The organism is Burkholderia sp. S171, assembly GCF_009766085.1.
GTDB lineage: Bacteria > Pseudomonadota > Gammaproteobacteria > Burkholderiales > Burkholderiaceae > Caballeronia.
In genome coordinates this window covers 53747-69079 of the sequence record NZ_LMUF01000064.1, presented here as the reverse complement: position 1 = coordinate 69079, position 15333 = coordinate 53747, and the positions used below count along the sequence as shown (strand labels likewise).

Here is a 15333-nt window from a genome sequence, read left to right as displayed (position 1 = left end):
GTAACAAGGCGTTGCGCGACCAGGTCGAGCGGCGCCTGTTCTGGCAGCTGCGTCATGGCTATTGCGCTTTCATTGCTCGCAAACAGTTTGTCGCTCGAGCCTTACCCCCTTACTCCACCGTCACTGATTTAGCCAGATTCCGTGGCTTATCAATATCCGTTCCCCTTGCGAGCGCCGCGTGAAACGCCAGCAGTTGCATTGGAATAGTATGCAAGATAGGCGATAGAAGACCGTAGTATTCAGTAAGCCGAATCACTTCAATACCAGGACTCGGTGAGATGCCGCAGTCTGCATCGGCGAATACAAATAGCTTGCCGCTGCGCGCACTCACCTCATGCATATTCGACTTGAGTTTTTCCAGCAGCCGGTCATTAGGCGCGACCGCAACCACCGGCATCTCGTCGCTAACCAATGCAAGCGGACCGTGTTTCAACTCGCCGGCAGGGTACGCTTCAGCATGGATATACGATATCTCCTTCATCTTGAGTGCCCCCTCCAGCGCGACCGGATAATGCATGCCGCGCCCAAGAAACAGGATGTTCTGCCTTCGCGTGAGTTGCTCCGCCCAATCAATAATCTGCGGCTCCAGCGCAAGCACCTTGGTCATCGCGTCCGGGAGATGGCGAAGCGCGCGAAGATGGGTTTGCTCATCCTGTTCCGATAACCGCTGACGCGCCTGAGCCAGCGTCAACGCCAGCAGGAACAACCCGACGAGTTGCGTGGTGAAGGCCTTCGTCGATGCCACGCCGATCTCAATCCCCGCCCGCGTGCAGAAAGTCAGCGCGCATTCACGCGCCAATGCGCTGGTTGGCACGTTGCAGATAGCGAGCGTGTTCAGCATGCCCTGCTGCCTCGCGACTTGGACCGCGCCCAGGACATCCGCCGTCTCTCCGCTTTGCGACACGGCGACAACCAGCGTCTTCGGATTCGGCACGCTTTCGCGATACCGGTATTCACTTGCGATCTCTACGCTCACCGGCAACTGTGCGAGGCTTTCTATCCAGTACTTGGCGGTCAGTGCGGCGTGGTAACTTCCGCCACACGCGAGCAGCAGCACGGAATCTACGGAATTCAGCACCCGCCATGCGTTGTCGCCGAATAGCTCCGGCATGATCGATGTGACGTCCTGAAGCGTGTCGGCAACTGCTTGCGGCTGCTCGAAAATTTCCTTCTGCATGTAATAGCGATAAAGCCCCAAGTCAGCCGCCCCGCTATGCGCCGCGACGGTATGCACCCGGCGCTCGACACGGCGGCCACTAGCGTCTTCTACGCGATGCCGGTGAAGCTGGATATCGACTACATCGCCGTTCTCAAGATAGGCAATCTGATCGGTTACGCTCGACAATGCAATGGCGTCGGAGGCCAGGAAGTTCTCGCCATTGCCTATGCCAATCACCAACGGCATGCCATCGCGCGCGCCGACGAGCCGATGCGGCTCGTCGCGACACAGCACTGCAATGGCATAGCTCCCACGCAGTTGAGTCACCGCTTCCTTGACGGCCTCGAACAAGTCGCCGATGTACAAATGATCGATCAGATGCGCGATCACCTCGCTGTCGGTCTGACTGGCGAAGACGTAGCCGCTTTCCTCAAGCTCCGCGCGCAACTCCTCGTGATTTTCGATAATCCCGTTGTGTGAAAGCGCTATGCGTGGCGCTTCTGCGTTCGGTGAAAAATGCGGATGCGCATTCGCGGTCACCGGCTTGCCGTGCGTCGCCCAACGGGTATGTGCGATCCCCGTATAGCCGGACAAGGCCTCGCCGAGGATCACGTCTTGCAAGTGCGCAACGCGATCGACGCTACGGGCCCGCACCAATTTCCCCGCCTGATATAACGCGACACCGCACGAGTCGTAGCCGCGATATTCAAGGCGTTTAAGGCCGTCGACCAGATTAGGCAGGATGTTGCGTTGAGCGACCGCGCCGACAATTCCACACATGATGTTGTTCCTTAGGCGGCTCCCCTTTGGAACCGGTGCAGGAATGGTAAAGCTGGCTCAATGGAATTTAATTTCATATTAATACCAGACATGAAATTTTCTGCTAGCAGCAATGTTTGATGAAATTTTATTTCACGCTAAGCTATGCGCGAGTTGCCACCCTTAGCGAAAAACGGAGCCCATCGTGCCCGGTATTTATCTGGACGAACTCGACCTTCGCATCCTTGCCATCCTGCAAAGTGATTCGTCTGTCTCTAACGTGGAGCTTGCTGCCCGCGCGCATGCATCACCGCCTACGTGCTTGCGTCGGGTGAGCAAACTCAAGGAAGCCGGAGTCATCCAGCGCGAAGTGGCCATTCTCGATTACGCCAAGATCGGTCCGACATTAACCGCGATCATTGAAGTGAGTCTTGACCGGCAAGCAGCCGAGGATCTGGACGCTTTCGAAACGTATATTTGCGCTGAGGGTGTGGTGACCCAGTGTTATCGCGTGTCGCCCGGGCCGGACTTTCTGGTCGTAGCGGAAGTGGTCGACATGCCGGAATACGACGAACTCGCCCGCCGCCTGTTCAAGACTTCTTCGAACATCCGCAATGTGCGCACATTCTTTTCGACGCATCGCGCCAAGTTCGAAGCGAATGCGCCGGTAAGAATCGTGGCTGATCGAGCGAGATCGTAAATTTCGTCAGTGCGTCGCCTTCACACCCTCGCCAACTGGAACACGTTGACGGTATCGCGCAGCATCTGGGCCTGCTCCTGCATCGACTGCGCCGCAGCCGTGGCTTGTTCGACCATCGCGGCATTTTGCTGGGTCGTCTCATCCATTTGAGCAATGGCGATATTCACCTGCTCAATGCCGCGGCTCTGCTCCTCGGACGCCACTGAAATTTCGCCGATGATATCCGTCACGCGCTGCACAGCCTGAACCAGCGAGTGCATCGTCGTGCCGGCCCGCTCCACCAGCGCCTTGCCGTCGTCGACCTTGCCGGTGGACTCTTCGATCAGGCTCTTGATCTCCTTGGCAGCGTCCGCGCTACGGCGTGCGAGATTGCGCACTTCGCCTGCCACTACAGCAAAACCCCGCCCTTCTTCGCCTGCGCGCGCCGCCTCAACGGCCGCGTTGAGCGCGAGGATATTCGTCTGGAAAGCGATGCCTTCGATCACGGAGATAATGTCGACCACGCGCGTGGAACTGGCCGCAATGCTTTGCATCGTCAATACAACCTGCTGCACCGCCGTCCCGCCTTCGCTTGCGATCTGCGATGCATTCGCCGCCATCTTGTTCGCTTGGTGCGCGTTCTCCGCATTCTGCTTAACCGTCGCGGTGAGCTGTTCCATGCTCGCCGCGGTTTCGCTGATCGATGACGCCTGCTGCTCGGTGCGTGCGGAGAGATCATGGTTGCCCGCGGCGATCTGCTGCGCGGCAACGGTAATGGTTTCGGTGCCGCCGCGAATGCGCCTCACGGTATCGGCGAGCCGTTGCTGCATGCGTTGCATGGCCGACAACATGCTGCTCTCGTCCGATGCGCTCAGCGCGACCTCGTGCGACAGGTCGCCGTTCGCAATGCCCTCGGCGACGGTGGTGGCATACGCAGGTTCGCCGCCCAGACTGTGCTTCACATTGCGGATGATCAACACCAGCGCCGCCGAGCTAATGCCGCCAATCAAGAGGATCACGATCAGGTATTGCAACAGGTTGACCTTGAACGCGTCGTTGATATCGTTCACGTAGACGCCCGAGATCAGGTACCAGTCCCAGGGCGCAAACCGCTTGACGAAGCTGATCTTCGGCACGTGTTCCGATTTTCCCGGCAAGCGCGCCATGTACGGCACGAAACCTTGTCCGTTCGCCTGAGCGACCTTGACCATCTCGACGAACAAAAGCTTGCCGTCCGAATCCTTGTAGTCGCTGACATCCTTCATGCGCAGATCGGCCAGCACCGGATGCATGATGACCACCGGGTGCGCGGTCGTAATGATCATGAAACCATTGCCGGAAAAGCGCATGGCGGAGAGCTTTGCCTTCGCCTGCTCCTGAGCCTGTTCCAGCGTCAGTTGATGGCTGTCCACTTGCTTCGCGTAGTCTGCAACAACCCCGTACGCCGACTCGACGACGTTTTCGACGCCCGTCTTGCGCTCAGCGGTCATGGTTTCGCGCGACTGCCACGCGGCCCATCCGCCGAGGAACACAAGTCCCAGCCAGGTAATGAGCAGCGCCAGCGATAATTTGGTGTTCAAACTAAGACGGTCCAATCGACTCTCCGATGCGAGGCACAGTTCATGACCCGGCGCATAGAGGAGTTCGCGCGCCGCTGTGTGCATATCGGCCGTCTGGGGGGATTCTGAAGTAAGGGAAACACCGAGCGGTGTGAACGCGAAGGGGATATGGCCAGACGCAGCGGGCAAGCAACTCACACTGCGATAGCGGCTGGCTTAATAATATTCATTAAACCTTCACTGAAAACACGAGCGTGTCGCGCCACTCGCCCCTGATCAGCACATTCTTTCGATAGAGATCCACCTGCTGCATCCCGAGCTTCTCCAGGACATGAATGGACGCGAGATTTTCCGGCCTGCTGGTCGCGAAGATTTCCCGCACTCGGCGCTCGCTGACCAGATAATCGACCAACCGCTTCGCCGCTTCGGTCGCGTAGCCCCGGTGCCAATAGCGGGGATTAAGTGAATAACCGATCTCTGCCTCCGTACCGTCTTCCGAGAGACTTGCCCGGTAGCTGCCTATCAGGCTGCCATCGTTCAGTACTGCTGCCAGTTCCAGCGTTCTTCTGTCGGGCAACGAATTCCCCAGCACACAGCCTGCTACATACTCCCTCGTCTGCTCGATCGTGTTGGGTCCCCATTCCTGATGCAACACGACCTCTAGCAAGCTCGCATATTCGTGCACTGCGTCGATATCGGACAGTTCCAGATCCCTGAGATAAAGGCGTTCGGCAAGCAGTTTCATATCGATGCAACTCCGTCGCGCGCAACGATCCTGCCGCGTGCAATCACGAGCTTGCGGACCGGTCGCGAAACAACCGCTTGAGCCACTGTTTCAGCGTCCACCAAAACAAGATCGGCCCGAGCGCCTTCGTGCAGCCCATAGCCCTGGAACCCGCACGCCCGCGCGCCCGATGTGCTGACACAGTCAAACGCAAGCGCCAGGTCTTCATCGCGCCGGAGGTCGTAGCGCATGCCAACGAACATGGCCCGCTCGAGCATGTCGGGCTTGCCGAAAGGCGTCCAGGTATCGCGTATTCCGTCGTTACCCGCAAACAGCGTTACGCCGGCCTCGATGCAAGCGCGCATCGAAGGGACGGGCACCGAGGGCGGCGCCGTGGTCAACAGCGCGACGTCGAGATCCGCGATCCTCACTAACAACGCATCGCGTTCACGATCCGCCAACATGCCCAGGCAGAACGCGTGGCTAACAACAACACGTCCTTGCATGCCTAACGCCTTGACGCGGTCCAGCAGCAGGTTGAAGGTGAACGCACCTACCTCGCCGGGTTCGTGAAGATGGATATCGATAGGCTTCTGATGGCGGTTCGCCATCTCGAACGTGGTGTCGAGCGAGGTTACCGGGTCCTGGTCGATGAGCGCAGGGTCCAGCGCACCGAGCACATCGGCTCCGGCCATTAGCGCGTCGCTTAACAGCGTGTCGGTCCCTGCACGACGCAGCATGCCCGACTGGGGAAATGCCACGATCTGTATCTCCATGACTTCGGCCAGCTTTGCGCGCGTCGCCAGCACCCCGTGCAAATGCCTGAGCCCGGCGTCCGTGTCTATATCCACATGCGTTCTAAGCCGCGTCGTTCCCGCCGCGAGAAAAGCTCGTGCGAGCGCTAACGACTGCGCACCCGCATCATGTCCCGTGCTCGCGCGCCATGATCGTTCGTTTTCGATCCGGTCGGTAAGCTTCGGACCTACATCGTTGCGATACCACGGCAAGCCCCAGTTCGTTTTGTCGAGATGCGTATGGCCTTCGACAAACCCCGGCAGGACCAGCGCACCCTGACCGTTTTCGCGCACGACGTCAGCGCTGCGCTGAAGGTTCGGGCCGATTTCTTCTATCCGTCCATCGTTGACGGCAATGTCCACCGGGGTGCCGTCCGGCAGACGAACATTGGTGATCAACAAGCTGGCTTCCACTAGTACTCCTAGAAACAGAAAAGACAATCAACGCACTTCAAAGATGGCGTCCACCTCCACCGACGCCCCCGCTGGAAGCGTCGCAACGCCCACCGCGGTCCGGGCATGCCGGCCTCGTTCGCCGAACACCGCGAACATGAGATCGGAGGCTCCGTTGATGACTTTCGGCACGTCAGGATAACCCGGCGTGCAATACACGAATCCACCCATCCGATGACAACTGACCACGCGGTCAAGGTCGCCATCGAGCGCGAGATGAAGTGCTGCGAGCAGGTTGAGTCCGCAAATTTGCGCTGCTCGTTGCCCCGCTTCAAGATCCTGCTCCGTGCCGACAGGACCCGCGTATCGAACGTCGCCTTCCCATTCACAAATCTGACCCGCAAGGAAGATCAGCGAGCCCGACCGAGAGAAAGGCTTGAACGCGCCGCGAGGCGCAGGCACGTTCGGCAGCACGAGTCCAAGCGCCTCAAGGCGCATGGCGGGGGAATCCGGATGGGTTGGAACGGGCGTGGATGTCATTGACGGTCCTCGATTAAAAAAGATATTGCCTTAAGCCAACGAACGGATGAAATGAAAGTGTTCGCGTCGAATATCCAAGTGTGTCACAACATCCCGAACGAACAAAAGCGTACGGCTAACAAGGCTTTGCGTACCAATTCGATAACGCCACGTCTCTAAGGAAGGGGCCTTAAAGACATGGCCACGCAACCAATCAAGCAGCCTTCAAACGCGACTCGGGTTCAGCGAACATTTCCGCAAGGGTGCATACTCTTTAACGGTCACGCCGCCGCGACCGTATCACGCGTCGCAGCTCCATGCTTCTGCGACTTTGTCCGCGCCCCTCATTACACCAAGATCAATGTCCCGCAGCCCGCAATCGTCGCGTCCTCTTGTCATTGCCGCGGTCATGGCTTCAATGGCAATGGTCGCCATCGAAGCCACTATCGTTTCTACCGCCATGCCGCAGATCGTCTCGCAGCTTGGCGACCTGCATCTCTATAGCTGGGTCTTCTCGTCCTTCCTGCTGACACAGACCGCCATGACGGTCATCTTCGGCAAGCTCGCGGACCTGTATGGCCGCAAGCCCATCGTTCTTGCCGGTATCGCGATCTTCCTGATCGGCTCGATACTCGCCGGTTTCGCCTGGTCGATGCCGGCCATGATCGTGTTCCGGCTGATCCAGGGAGTCGGTGCGGGCGCAATCCAGCCGGTCACGCTGACGATTGTCGCCGACCTCTACCCCGCGCGCGAACGCGGCAAGGTGCAGGGTTATCTGGCGAGTGTCTGGGCCATATCGGCGGTGGTCGGGCCAATGGTAGGCGGGCTCATCATCCGCGACTTTTCGTGGTCCTGGATCTTCTGGATGAACGTGCCGATCGGCCTCGCGTCGGCGGCTGGTTTTATCGCGTTCCTGAAAGAATCCGAGCGGCATGCGCGGCCGTCGATCGACTTTGCAGGGGCGGCGCTGTTCATGGTGTCGATCGCCGCGCTGATGATGTCGCTGACGTATGCAGGCAATGACGACATCACGAAGGCGTTGATCGCAGGCGGGTTGTTTATCGTGTGTCTGCTGTTGTTCCTGATGCAGGAGAAACGGGCGACTGAACCCATGATCTCGTTCGCGCTCTGGAGCCGCCGGCCGATCGCCGCGTGCAATGGCGCGACCGTCTTGTCCGGCATGATTTTGATGGGCGCAACCACGTTCCTGCCTATGTACGTGCAGGGCGTCCTGCACCGTTCGCCGGTGGTCGCCGGTCTTGCATTGACCATGATGATGGTCGGATGGCCCGTCGGCGCGACGCTGGCCGCGAAGTCGTTTCATCGAATCGGGCTGCGTCGCATCCTGATTGGCGGCAGCGCGTTTATCCCGTTGGGCGCCGTGTTCCTGATCGTGCTATCGCCGGGAAGCTCACCGCTAATTGCGGCATTTGGTTCGCTCATCATGGGCTTCGGCATGGGAACGGCAAGCGTCAGTTCGCTCGTGCTGATCCAGGAGATAGTCGACATTGCGCAGCGCGGCAGCGCGACTGCATCGAATCTGTTCTCGCGTAATCTCGGCAGTACGATCGGCGCGACCTTGTTTGGCGCAGTGCTCAACTTCGGTCTCAGTCATTCAAATGGCGCGGCGGCGGTCACATCGGACCAGTTGAAAGCCCTGCTTCAGAATCAGGTGACGAATCTCGGCAACAGCGACGCGATCCGTCAGGTGCTGCATCAGTCGCTTCACCTGACGTTCCTGTCGATTTTCGTGATCGCGATTTTTGTCGTCGGATTTTTCCTCTTCGTCCCTACTATCACGTTGGCACACGAGAAGAAGATGCCGCTCGAAGCGTTGTCGCCGATCGAAGACTAAGCACGCAACGCCGGGCTGATTCACGAGTCAGCCCCGGTCTAGCCAACGCCTGCGCCCTCTTGCATGGAGAGCGCAGACTTGGTCGTTACTTCCCGCGCGATCTAATCGGTCTCTTCGCAGGCTCTAATCTCATACGCTTTCATTTCAGACGACTTGCAACGGCCTCGTTCAACCCATAAATGTGATTGATTGGACGTAAGCCCCCGTGGCGCGAGTGAAAATCTAAACGATCATCTGCCAGCCGAAGAACACCGCAAGTGAGACCGCAATGGTCAGCAACGGCTTGCGCGTAACCGCACACACAACAACGGCCACCGCCGCCGCGATCAATTGGGAGTTACGCCAGGTAAGCTCGGCACCACCGCCGTGCGGCGCAAACGTCATCGGCACAATGATCGCCGTCAACACCGTTACCGGCACGAAATTAAGCGCCATCCGCACTATCGGCGGAAAACTCAGGCGCTCGCCGAATACGAATACCGCAGAGCGAATGCCATAGGTAATCACCGCCATGCCCAGGATCAGAAGAGCGTATTTCATTTAGCGCGCTCCATTTCCGCGGGACGTTGTGTCGAGCGTTGCGTGGAGTCTGCAGAGCCTTTTGCACGCATCGACAGCAGCATGCCCACCGCCACCCCCACCACAACTGCCGCTAGCAAACCGAGCTTGTAAGGCCAGTCACTCCATGCAAACGACAACACGCCAGCAGCCAGCGCCGCTGCCACAAAACGCAACGCAACAAGCTGCGGCACGATGATCGCAATGAAGGTGGCGACCATCGCGAAGTCGAGTCCCTTCGACTGGAGACCCGGAAACGCCGAACCGAACAGCAGTCCGGCGACGGTCCATATCTGCCAGTTCACGTACATGGATACGCCCGAGCCGAGGAAGTAATACGGCCCGGTTTCACCCGGTGGCCGGCGCTGATAATGCGCGTACGAGACGGCAAAGACTTCGTCTGTCATGAACGCGCCGAGCGTCCAGCGCCAGCGCGCTGGCAAGTGCGCGACGTACGGCGCAAGGGTCGCGGAGTACAGGACGTGACGCAGGTTGACGATGAACGTGGTTGCCCAGATCACGGCAAAACTCGCGTGGCCGGCGATCAGCCCAACCGCGATGAATTGCGCGGAGCCTGCAAACACGGCAAGCGACATCAACTGTACCGACCACGCATGCAGCGGACCGGTGGCCGCGAGCGTACCGAAGATCACGCCAAATGGCGCGGCGCCGACCATCATGGGAATGGTGTCGCGTGCGCCTGCGCCGAATTCGGCGAGGTTAGCCGGTTGATGGAGCTGATGGTCCTGATGCGTTGAGTTCAATGTCTCCTCCGTTGATAGCGAGGATAGGACGCGCCGCGTTCATGCGCTTGTACGTTCTTGCGGTCGGGTTACATCGACGAGGTATGACGTGGGTATGACGTGCTAGCGCCAGCGTCCAGGCGACACGCCGAAGGTCTTTTTAAAGTGCCGCGTGAAATGGCTCTGGTCGGTGAAACCGCTGGCCGCCGCCACGTCCGTCACCGGAACGCCCGCACGCAACGCATCGAGCGCGCGGTTGACGCGCATCTGGTTACGCCACGCGTGGGGAGCGAGCCCGGTCTCGCGCGTGAACAGGCGTGCGGCGTGGAAGGTCGACAGTCCCACCGTCTGCGCCAGTTCGGCAAGCGATAACGGCTCAGTGAGGTCATCGGTCAGGCGGGCTTGCATCGTATTCACACGCGTGGTGTCCTGACGCATGCGCTGCACCGGCGGCCGTTGTCCAGCGTGACGTGCAAGCAGCGTGGACACCGCGTCGAGCAACGCATGCTCCGCCCCGAGCGGATCCAGGTTGGCTTCCATTGCCTGATGCGCAAGCTGCACACGCTGGGCGAGATCGGCGTCGCGAATGACACCGGCGGAGAACCATGGCATTGGCTGGGCGCGGCCGGCCACTTCATCGGCGACAGACTGCACGAAATCGACCGGCAGATAAAACACGCGATATCGCCAGCCCAGATCCACCGCCCGCGCGCCTGTATGCAGTTCGCCCGGATTGATGACCGGCACCGAACCCGCCTCGGCCACGAAATTCGATCCGCGATAGTCGTACTGCTCCGCACCCGCTTCAATGACGGGAACGGTGTACGCATCGTGCCAGTGGGGCGTGAAGGAATGGTCGTAATACTCGGCCGTGAGCATTTCCGCGCCGGGCACGAGCGGCGAGCGCCAATAGCGCGCGGAATTGCTGAAACGGGAGGCGGTCATGGCTTTGCGAGTGCCGTTGGCGGAAACCGCAAGTTTAGCCCGGGCTGCGTTTTCAGCGGATTATGAATAACCCGCCGGTTTCTGACATGAGGGAAAAAGCCTCGATCAGACGGCCGCGGGAGACGTCTTGGTCTTGATGAAACTCGTCAGCTTCCTCCTCAGTTCCTGATCCGCACGCGCGAGCAGCAAGGCGAGCACGATCGAGATGCCGGCCACGACCAGCGTCTGGACGATGGGGTTGAGCACACGGATCTCGAACGACTCGAACACCAGCCGATAGATCGGGAAATGAATCACGTAAAGCGGATACGAGAGTTCGCCCAGCGCCTTGCAGATCCCCTTGCCGAACCCTTCTATGGACACCGAGCACAGCAACGCCACCGACAAAGGCACGAGCGTGAGCGAATTGACGAATGCCAGCTTGGGATTGCCCATCGAAAAGCACGCAAGCGCCGCGATCGTGACCGTTGCGGTGAAAACGACGTGCGGTTTTTTAAACTGAAGCCCCATCGAAAAGATGAACACGCCAGCGAAGAATTCAGCAATAACGCGCGGGAATCCGAGCAGAAAACTCTCAGCCCGCCAGCCTGGATTGATTTGCCGAAAGATGACTGTCAAGGCAATAAACGCGATGAACGCGAGTATCGAATATTTAGCACTCGGGAGTTTGCGAAACGTGTAAAGGTAAGCGGCAAATACAACATTGACGAATAACTCGAAGAATAATGACCACGATGGATCGTTCAACGGAAAGGTCGCGCCTACGATGGAATCCGATCCAAAAGGCCAGCCGATATTATTAAAATACGGCAGCCAGGCCGCGCCCAGCACGGTTGCTGTTGCGAGCTGCGTGCCCGATATTTGCGGCGTGCCGGTTTTTGCCATCGACAGCAACACGGCGCACACGCCGAGCGCCAGTCCCAAGAGGTAAAGGGGCGCAAGCCGGACGAGCCGCACGAAGGCGAACTCGCGGAACGACATTCCGTTCAAGATCTTCTTGCTATAACTGTGGGCGATCACGAAGCCGGAAAGCACGAAGAACAGGTCGACCGCGACCCATGCTCCGCCAAACCAGTCCCAACCCGTGTGCTGCGTGTAGTGGTGAAGCATCACGGCAATTGCTGCGACACCTCTCAAACCGTCAAGCAAATCAAACCGGGTGGACTTTATGGCGTTCATAGTGGCGGACCGTCATTATCGAGCGCCCAGTGTAGGGTGGAAAAAATGCAATCCGGATGCGGAAAAATATCCCTTTGAGGCGTCAGGTCGAGAAAATATTAGAAAATAATTCGATTGGGGGTTTTGTAAGCGAGAAACATCAAGGGTGAGATGCGAAGCCACTAGACCTATTAGTCAACGAGCGACCCGGATTCGCGGCTTTATCGGAAAGGCAAGACGGTTGATATTCCAGACTATGAAAATCCCGACCGGACAATATGGCTCAGTAAAAAGTAAAGTCGACCTCATTTACGCAGCCTGCGAGTGCCCGAGCGCCGTGGTTGCGACAGACTGACGTGCCGACGAGAATCATTCGACGTCCTGCGGTCGACGCGGCGCCCCTTTGATACCCGGTTGGCTACCGCCGAGATTTGCGAGCCGTTTTGCGACTTCACGTTGGATCAGCGCCTTGAGCGCTTCGTGCACAAGTGCCGTTTTTTCTTCCAGGCCCGTATAGGCTTGGGCCTTGGCGATCAAATCGTCATCGAGGGCAATGATTGTACGCATGAGAACCTCCGGTCGGTTACGCACCAATTCGACATCGTTTAATGCGGATTTACGCGCACAACTGCCTTCTTGGAGCATACCGCAGGGCAGTTGCCATGGATCCACTTCGCCGACCGCCTCGATACCTATCCGGGGTCAAGGCCGTCGTTCGGGCTTGAGGGAACCTGCGAAGTCCGTACTTATTTGTGGCCCCATCGGAAAACGCGGTTGCGCTGCCCCGCTCCTTCTTTCCGCCGCCCGTGAATTTTGAATCGTTTAAAAAACAAAGGACTTGCTACTAGACTTTGCGATGTCGCGAGCCAAGCGCTTCCGCCTCTCTCCGGCAAATAACCGGACGATCAACGTAGACAGACCACACCACGTTTCAGGGGAAACATGAAAACTTCGAAGTTGTTGATGACGCTTGGCGCAGTCGCGCTCAGCGTGTTCGCCCGTTTGACGCCGGTCCACGCGGAAGCACTGGATGACATCGAAAAACGCGGTGTGCTGCGCGTGGCCGTACCGCAGGATTTCGCGCCGTTCGGATCGGTCGGTCCGAGCATGCAACTAGAGGGTCTCGATATCGACGTGTCCGGGCTGCTTGCGAGGAAACTCGGCGCCAAGCTGGAACTGGTGCCGGTCACGAGCGCAAACCGCATTCCGTACCTGCAGACGAACAAAGTCGATCTGGTTATCTCAACCCTTGGCCGCGACGCGGAGCGCGACAAGGTCATCGACTTCTCACAGTCGTATTCGCCTTATAACAATAGCGTGTACGGTCCCGTGAATATGAAAATTGACGGTCCGGCGGATATGGCCGGGAAGACGGTGGGTGTTGCTCGCGGTACCTTTGAAGACCTGATGCTGACGAAAAGCGTGCCGCCCTCCACCACCATCAAGCGCTTCGAGGACAACAGCGGCATGATCTCCGCTTACCTCGCGGGTCAGGTGCCGCTGGTGGGCACGGGCGACTTCGTGGCTAACAAGATTGCGGCGACCTTGCCGGCATCGGCGCCGACTAAACCTGCGCTCAAGTACGTGATTCACGAGTCGGCGTGTCACGTCGGGCTGAACAAAAACGAGCCGAAGCTGATGGCGAAGGTCGATGCGATCCTGACTGAAGCCAAGAAAGACGGCGAGTTGAACGGTATCGTGGAGAAGTGGCTGCACGTGCCATTGCCGCAAAAGATGGCGCAGAGCACGGATTGAGTTTGTTGCGGACCCCGGCATCCGCTTGTCCGCTAGGTCCGTCTTACGGTGCATCGATGCTATCCGCGCGTTACTCCGTTTGTCATAGCCCGAACCGATGACCATGCGCACCCGTTATTTTGAGACGCGGGTTCGGAGAAGTGCGTTAACGTTTCGCGTGTGCCTAAAAAACAGGAGACAAAAAAGATGCGCGTGGAATTGTTCAAGCACGGACGTTACCGATACATGCTGTGCGGGCCGACAGATTTGTCGCCCGGAGAGCGCTACGAAACGGAGCTCGACGCGCTCGAAGCGGGCGCGGAACTGTGCAGATCGGAACGAAAGACATTGGGCCTCTCAAACTGAAGTAGTAGCCAGGATTCAAGCATTTTTACAGAAATCAATGCCGTGGCATCTTTCCGGGCAATGGGAAGACAGCCCACGGGAGGTCGTGACGTGTTTATGTCGCTGCGTTCTCGACGGGTCGGTCGTGATTCTCCGAGCGGAACCCGCCTACATTGCGCATGACGGCTTCGTTCCGACGCGTAAATATGTTGATTGCCAAGACGACGACTTAGCGCAACGAGTTAAAGCCTATTCGGACAGGTCTGCAGCGCATGCCGCCGACTTTACGAGCTATACGCAAGCAGTCGATGAACGCGTGCGAGCGTCGGAGATGGCGATCACTCCGTTCCGACACATTGAAACAATTGCCGAAGCGGGCGCGCGAAACCTTGCGGCGTGGTCTGCAAGTGGCGGGCTGACTTCTTGCATCAGCTGTTGAATCCGTCGCTTCCGCTGTCGCGTCGTCGTTTCCATCGTCAAATTTTCCGCCCGAGGACGAAGGCGTTTTAGACCTTGGCGAAGTATCAAAGCTCGGCGCGCGGCTAACGCCGTTAGGCAATGCCGCGCCGTTTGAGCTTGGCGATATTCCAAGCTTTGGCGATAGTTTCAACATTGCGAAAACGCCGAACCGTGGCGAGCCGGGAACGTGGTACACGAACCTCGGAAGCGGGCAAATGCGCCTTTACGGCGATACGGGCGCGCCCGTTGTCGATTTCGACTTCGATCACGATCACGGTCAAGGGGTTCCGCACGCGCATAACTACGGGCCACCCGGCCCGTTGGGTGAACTCAACCGCGAGACCGGACGTAGTTTCTCACTCCTCCCGTGGTAACGCAGCAGAGACAAACAAAATGAATACGAAAAAGAATTACCACGACGCCGAATTTATTGGCCTGCACTACACCCGAGACGAGCGCCGCTTGCGGCTCAATTTCCAGCTTGTGAGCGGTGAAGTCGCGGTTGTCCGTTGCGAGGATGTGTCGGTGTTCCGGCTTGGCGAGATGGGATTGCAGAACGTCGCTTCACGTTTGCTAATTTCGTCCGAGAGGGAATTTCAGCCGGACGATATCCGCGAACGTATCAATTGGGCAGCGAGCCGCGATAGCTGGGAATACGCAATGACGGATGAACAAGCCGCACACTTCGCAACTGAGATCGGGCAGCGGAAATTGATCGTGCTTGTTTTAGAGCCGTCTATCGGAGCGGAATTGGTCGTGGTCTGCAAGTCAGTTGAACACGTCAAGTAAAGCGGCTCCAGGTAACCGCGTCGCTCGTGGCTGGGCTTATGCGACGCTGCTATCGCCATTTGCGTTCGCGCGGACTTTACAGACGAAAAAAAGCCCTCCGCGCGAAGGGCCCTATGTGCGTAAAAACCGGCTAATTCCGGCGTTATGCGGCCATCGTGTAG

At 58.3% G+C, this 15333-nt stretch carries 15 protein-coding genes; 4 read left to right on the top strand and 11 right to left on the bottom strand.

Features of this window, described 5'->3' with window-relative positions:
* Positions 1-109: 109 nt before the first annotated feature.
* Positions 110-1939: a glutamine--fructose-6-phosphate transaminase (isomerizing) gene (gene glmS, locus GSQ93_RS35180; RefSeq protein WP_158940583.1), complete on the bottom strand. Its 1830-nt coding sequence runs from the start codon at positions 1937-1939 to the stop codon at positions 110-112.
* Between the two features lie 184 nt (positions 1940-2123).
* On the opposite strand from glmS, the gene GSQ93_RS35175 reads away from it, so the two are divergent.
* Entirely contained in the window at positions 2124-2618 is a 495-nt protein-coding gene (locus GSQ93_RS35175; RefSeq protein ID WP_158940581.1) for an Lrp/AsnC family transcriptional regulator, read from the top strand.
* Between the two features lie 20 nt (positions 2619-2638).
* Here GSQ93_RS35175 and GSQ93_RS35170 read toward each other — a convergent pair whose 3' ends face one another.
* The 4 genes from GSQ93_RS35170 to GSQ93_RS35155 all read right to left on the bottom strand — a co-directional run bounded on the left by GSQ93_RS35170 (position 2639) and on the right by GSQ93_RS35155 (position 6607).
* Positions 2639-4192: a methyl-accepting chemotaxis protein gene (locus tag GSQ93_RS35170; protein ID WP_158940579.1), complete on the bottom strand. Its 1554-nt coding sequence runs from the start codon at positions 4190-4192 to the stop codon at positions 2639-2641.
* 193 nt (positions 4193-4385) lie between these two features.
* A complete protein-coding gene (locus tag GSQ93_RS35165; RefSeq protein WP_158940577.1) occupies positions 4386-4901 on the bottom strand; it encodes a GNAT family N-acetyltransferase in 516 nt (171 codons plus the stop codon).
* Positions 4898-6088: an amidohydrolase family protein gene (locus tag GSQ93_RS35160; protein ID WP_158940575.1), complete on the bottom strand. Its 1191-nt coding sequence runs from the start codon at positions 6086-6088 to the stop codon at positions 4898-4900. Before GSQ93_RS35160 ends, GSQ93_RS35165 begins: the two co-directional genes overlap by 4 nt.
* 27 nt (positions 6089-6115) lie before the next feature.
* Positions 6116-6607, bottom strand: coding sequence for a RidA family protein (locus GSQ93_RS35155; RefSeq protein WP_158940574.1), 492 nt, complete (start codon positions 6605-6607; stop codon positions 6116-6118).
* 340 nt (positions 6608-6947) lie between these two features.
* On the opposite strand from GSQ93_RS35155, the gene GSQ93_RS35150 reads away from it, so the two are divergent.
* Positions 6948-8441, top strand: a complete 1494-nt coding sequence (locus GSQ93_RS35150) for an MDR family MFS transporter (protein WP_158940572.1) — start codon at positions 6948-6950, stop codon at positions 8439-8441.
* 222 nt (positions 8442-8663) lie between these two features.
* Here GSQ93_RS35150 and GSQ93_RS35145 read toward each other — a convergent pair whose 3' ends face one another.
* The 5 genes from GSQ93_RS35145 to GSQ93_RS35125 all read right to left on the bottom strand — a co-directional run bounded on the left by GSQ93_RS35145 (position 8664) and on the right by GSQ93_RS35125 (position 12412).
* The gene (locus tag GSQ93_RS35145; RefSeq protein WP_158940570.1) at positions 8664-8981 is read right to left on the bottom strand and encodes an AzlD domain-containing protein; all 318 of its coding nucleotides are present in this window, start codon (positions 8979-8981) and stop codon (positions 8664-8666) included.
* Positions 8978-9679 (bottom strand): AzlC family ABC transporter permease, encoded by a 702-nt coding sequence (locus GSQ93_RS35140; RefSeq protein ID WP_158940974.1) that lies wholly within the window; start codon positions 9677-9679, stop codon positions 8978-8980. The genes GSQ93_RS35145 and GSQ93_RS35140 overlap by 4 nt, the downstream gene beginning before the upstream one ends.
* 186 nt (positions 9680-9865) lie before the next feature.
* Positions 9866-10687: an AraC family transcriptional regulator gene (locus tag GSQ93_RS35135; RefSeq protein ID WP_158940568.1), complete on the bottom strand. Its 822-nt coding sequence runs from the start codon at positions 10685-10687 to the stop codon at positions 9866-9868.
* 105 nt (positions 10688-10792) lie between these two features.
* On the bottom strand, positions 10793-11866 hold the full coding sequence (locus GSQ93_RS35130) for an acyltransferase (protein WP_158940566.1): 1074 nt from the start codon (positions 11864-11866) through the stop codon (positions 10793-10795).
* A 348-nt stretch (positions 11867-12214) separates the two neighbouring features.
* A complete protein-coding gene (locus GSQ93_RS35125; protein ID WP_158940564.1) occupies positions 12215-12412 on the bottom strand; it encodes a type II toxin-antitoxin system VapB family antitoxin in 198 nt (65 codons plus the stop codon).
* A 396-nt stretch (positions 12413-12808) separates the two neighbouring features.
* Here GSQ93_RS35125 and GSQ93_RS35120 point away from each other — a divergent pair, with 396 nt between their 5' ends.
* Positions 12809-13600 carry a transporter substrate-binding domain-containing protein gene (locus GSQ93_RS35120; RefSeq protein ID WP_254074240.1) on the top strand — a complete coding sequence of 264 codons (792 nt, stop codon included), beginning with the start codon at positions 12809-12811 and terminating at the stop codon, positions 13598-13600.
* Between the two features lie 875 nt (positions 13601-14475).
* Here GSQ93_RS35120 and GSQ93_RS35115 read toward each other — a convergent pair.
* Positions 14476-14664: a hypothetical protein gene (locus tag GSQ93_RS35115; protein WP_158940560.1), complete on the bottom strand. Its 189-nt coding sequence runs from the start codon at positions 14662-14664 to the stop codon at positions 14476-14478.
* Between the two features lie 112 nt (positions 14665-14776).
* On the opposite strand from GSQ93_RS35115, the gene GSQ93_RS35110 reads away from it, so the two are divergent.
* Positions 14777-15172: a hypothetical protein gene (locus tag GSQ93_RS35110; RefSeq protein WP_158940558.1), complete on the top strand. Its 396-nt coding sequence runs from the start codon at positions 14777-14779 to the stop codon at positions 15170-15172.
* Positions 15173-15333 lie beyond the last annotated feature (161 nt).

What these genes read in the sequence shown, in the direction of transcription:
- glmS (WP_158940583.1), bottom strand. Translation starts at nt 1,939, where the DNA reads ATGTGTGGAATTGTCGGCGCGGTCGCTCAACGCAACATCCTGCCTAAT.
- GSQ93_RS35165 (WP_158940577.1), bottom strand. Translation starts at nt 4,901, where the DNA reads ATGAAACTGCTTGCCGAACGCCTTTATCTCAGGGATCTGGAACTGTCC.
- GSQ93_RS35155 (WP_158940574.1), bottom strand. Translation starts at nt 6,607, where the DNA reads ATGACATCCACGCCCGTTCCAACCCATCCGGATTCCCCCGCCATGCGC.
- GSQ93_RS35150 (WP_158940572.1), top strand. Translation starts at nt 6,948, where the DNA reads ATGTCCCGCAGCCCGCAATCGTCGCGTCCTCTTGTCATTGCCGCGGTC.
- GSQ93_RS35145 (WP_158940570.1), bottom strand. Translation starts at nt 8,981, where the DNA reads ATGAAATACGCTCTTCTGATCCTGGGCATGGCGGTGATTACCTATGGC.
- GSQ93_RS35140 (WP_158940974.1), bottom strand. Translation starts at nt 9,679, where the DNA reads ATGATGGTCGGCGCCGCGCCATTTGGCGTGATCTTCGGTACGCTCGCG.
- GSQ93_RS35135 (WP_158940568.1), bottom strand. Translation starts at nt 10,687, where the DNA reads ATGACCGCCTCCCGTTTCAGCAATTCCGCGCGCTATTGGCGCTCGCCG.
- GSQ93_RS35130 (WP_158940566.1), bottom strand. Translation starts at nt 11,866, where the DNA reads ATGAACGCCATAAAGTCCACCCGGTTTGATTTGCTTGACGGTTTGAGA.
- GSQ93_RS35125 (WP_158940564.1), bottom strand. Translation starts at nt 12,412, where the DNA reads ATGCGTACAATCATTGCCCTCGATGACGATTTGATCGCCAAGGCCCAA.
- GSQ93_RS35120 (WP_254074240.1), top strand. Translation starts at nt 12,809, where the DNA reads ATGACGCTTGGCGCAGTCGCGCTCAGCGTGTTCGCCCGTTTGACGCCG.
- GSQ93_RS35110 (WP_158940558.1), top strand. Translation starts at nt 14,777, where the DNA reads ATGAATACGAAAAAGAATTACCACGACGCCGAATTTATTGGCCTGCAC.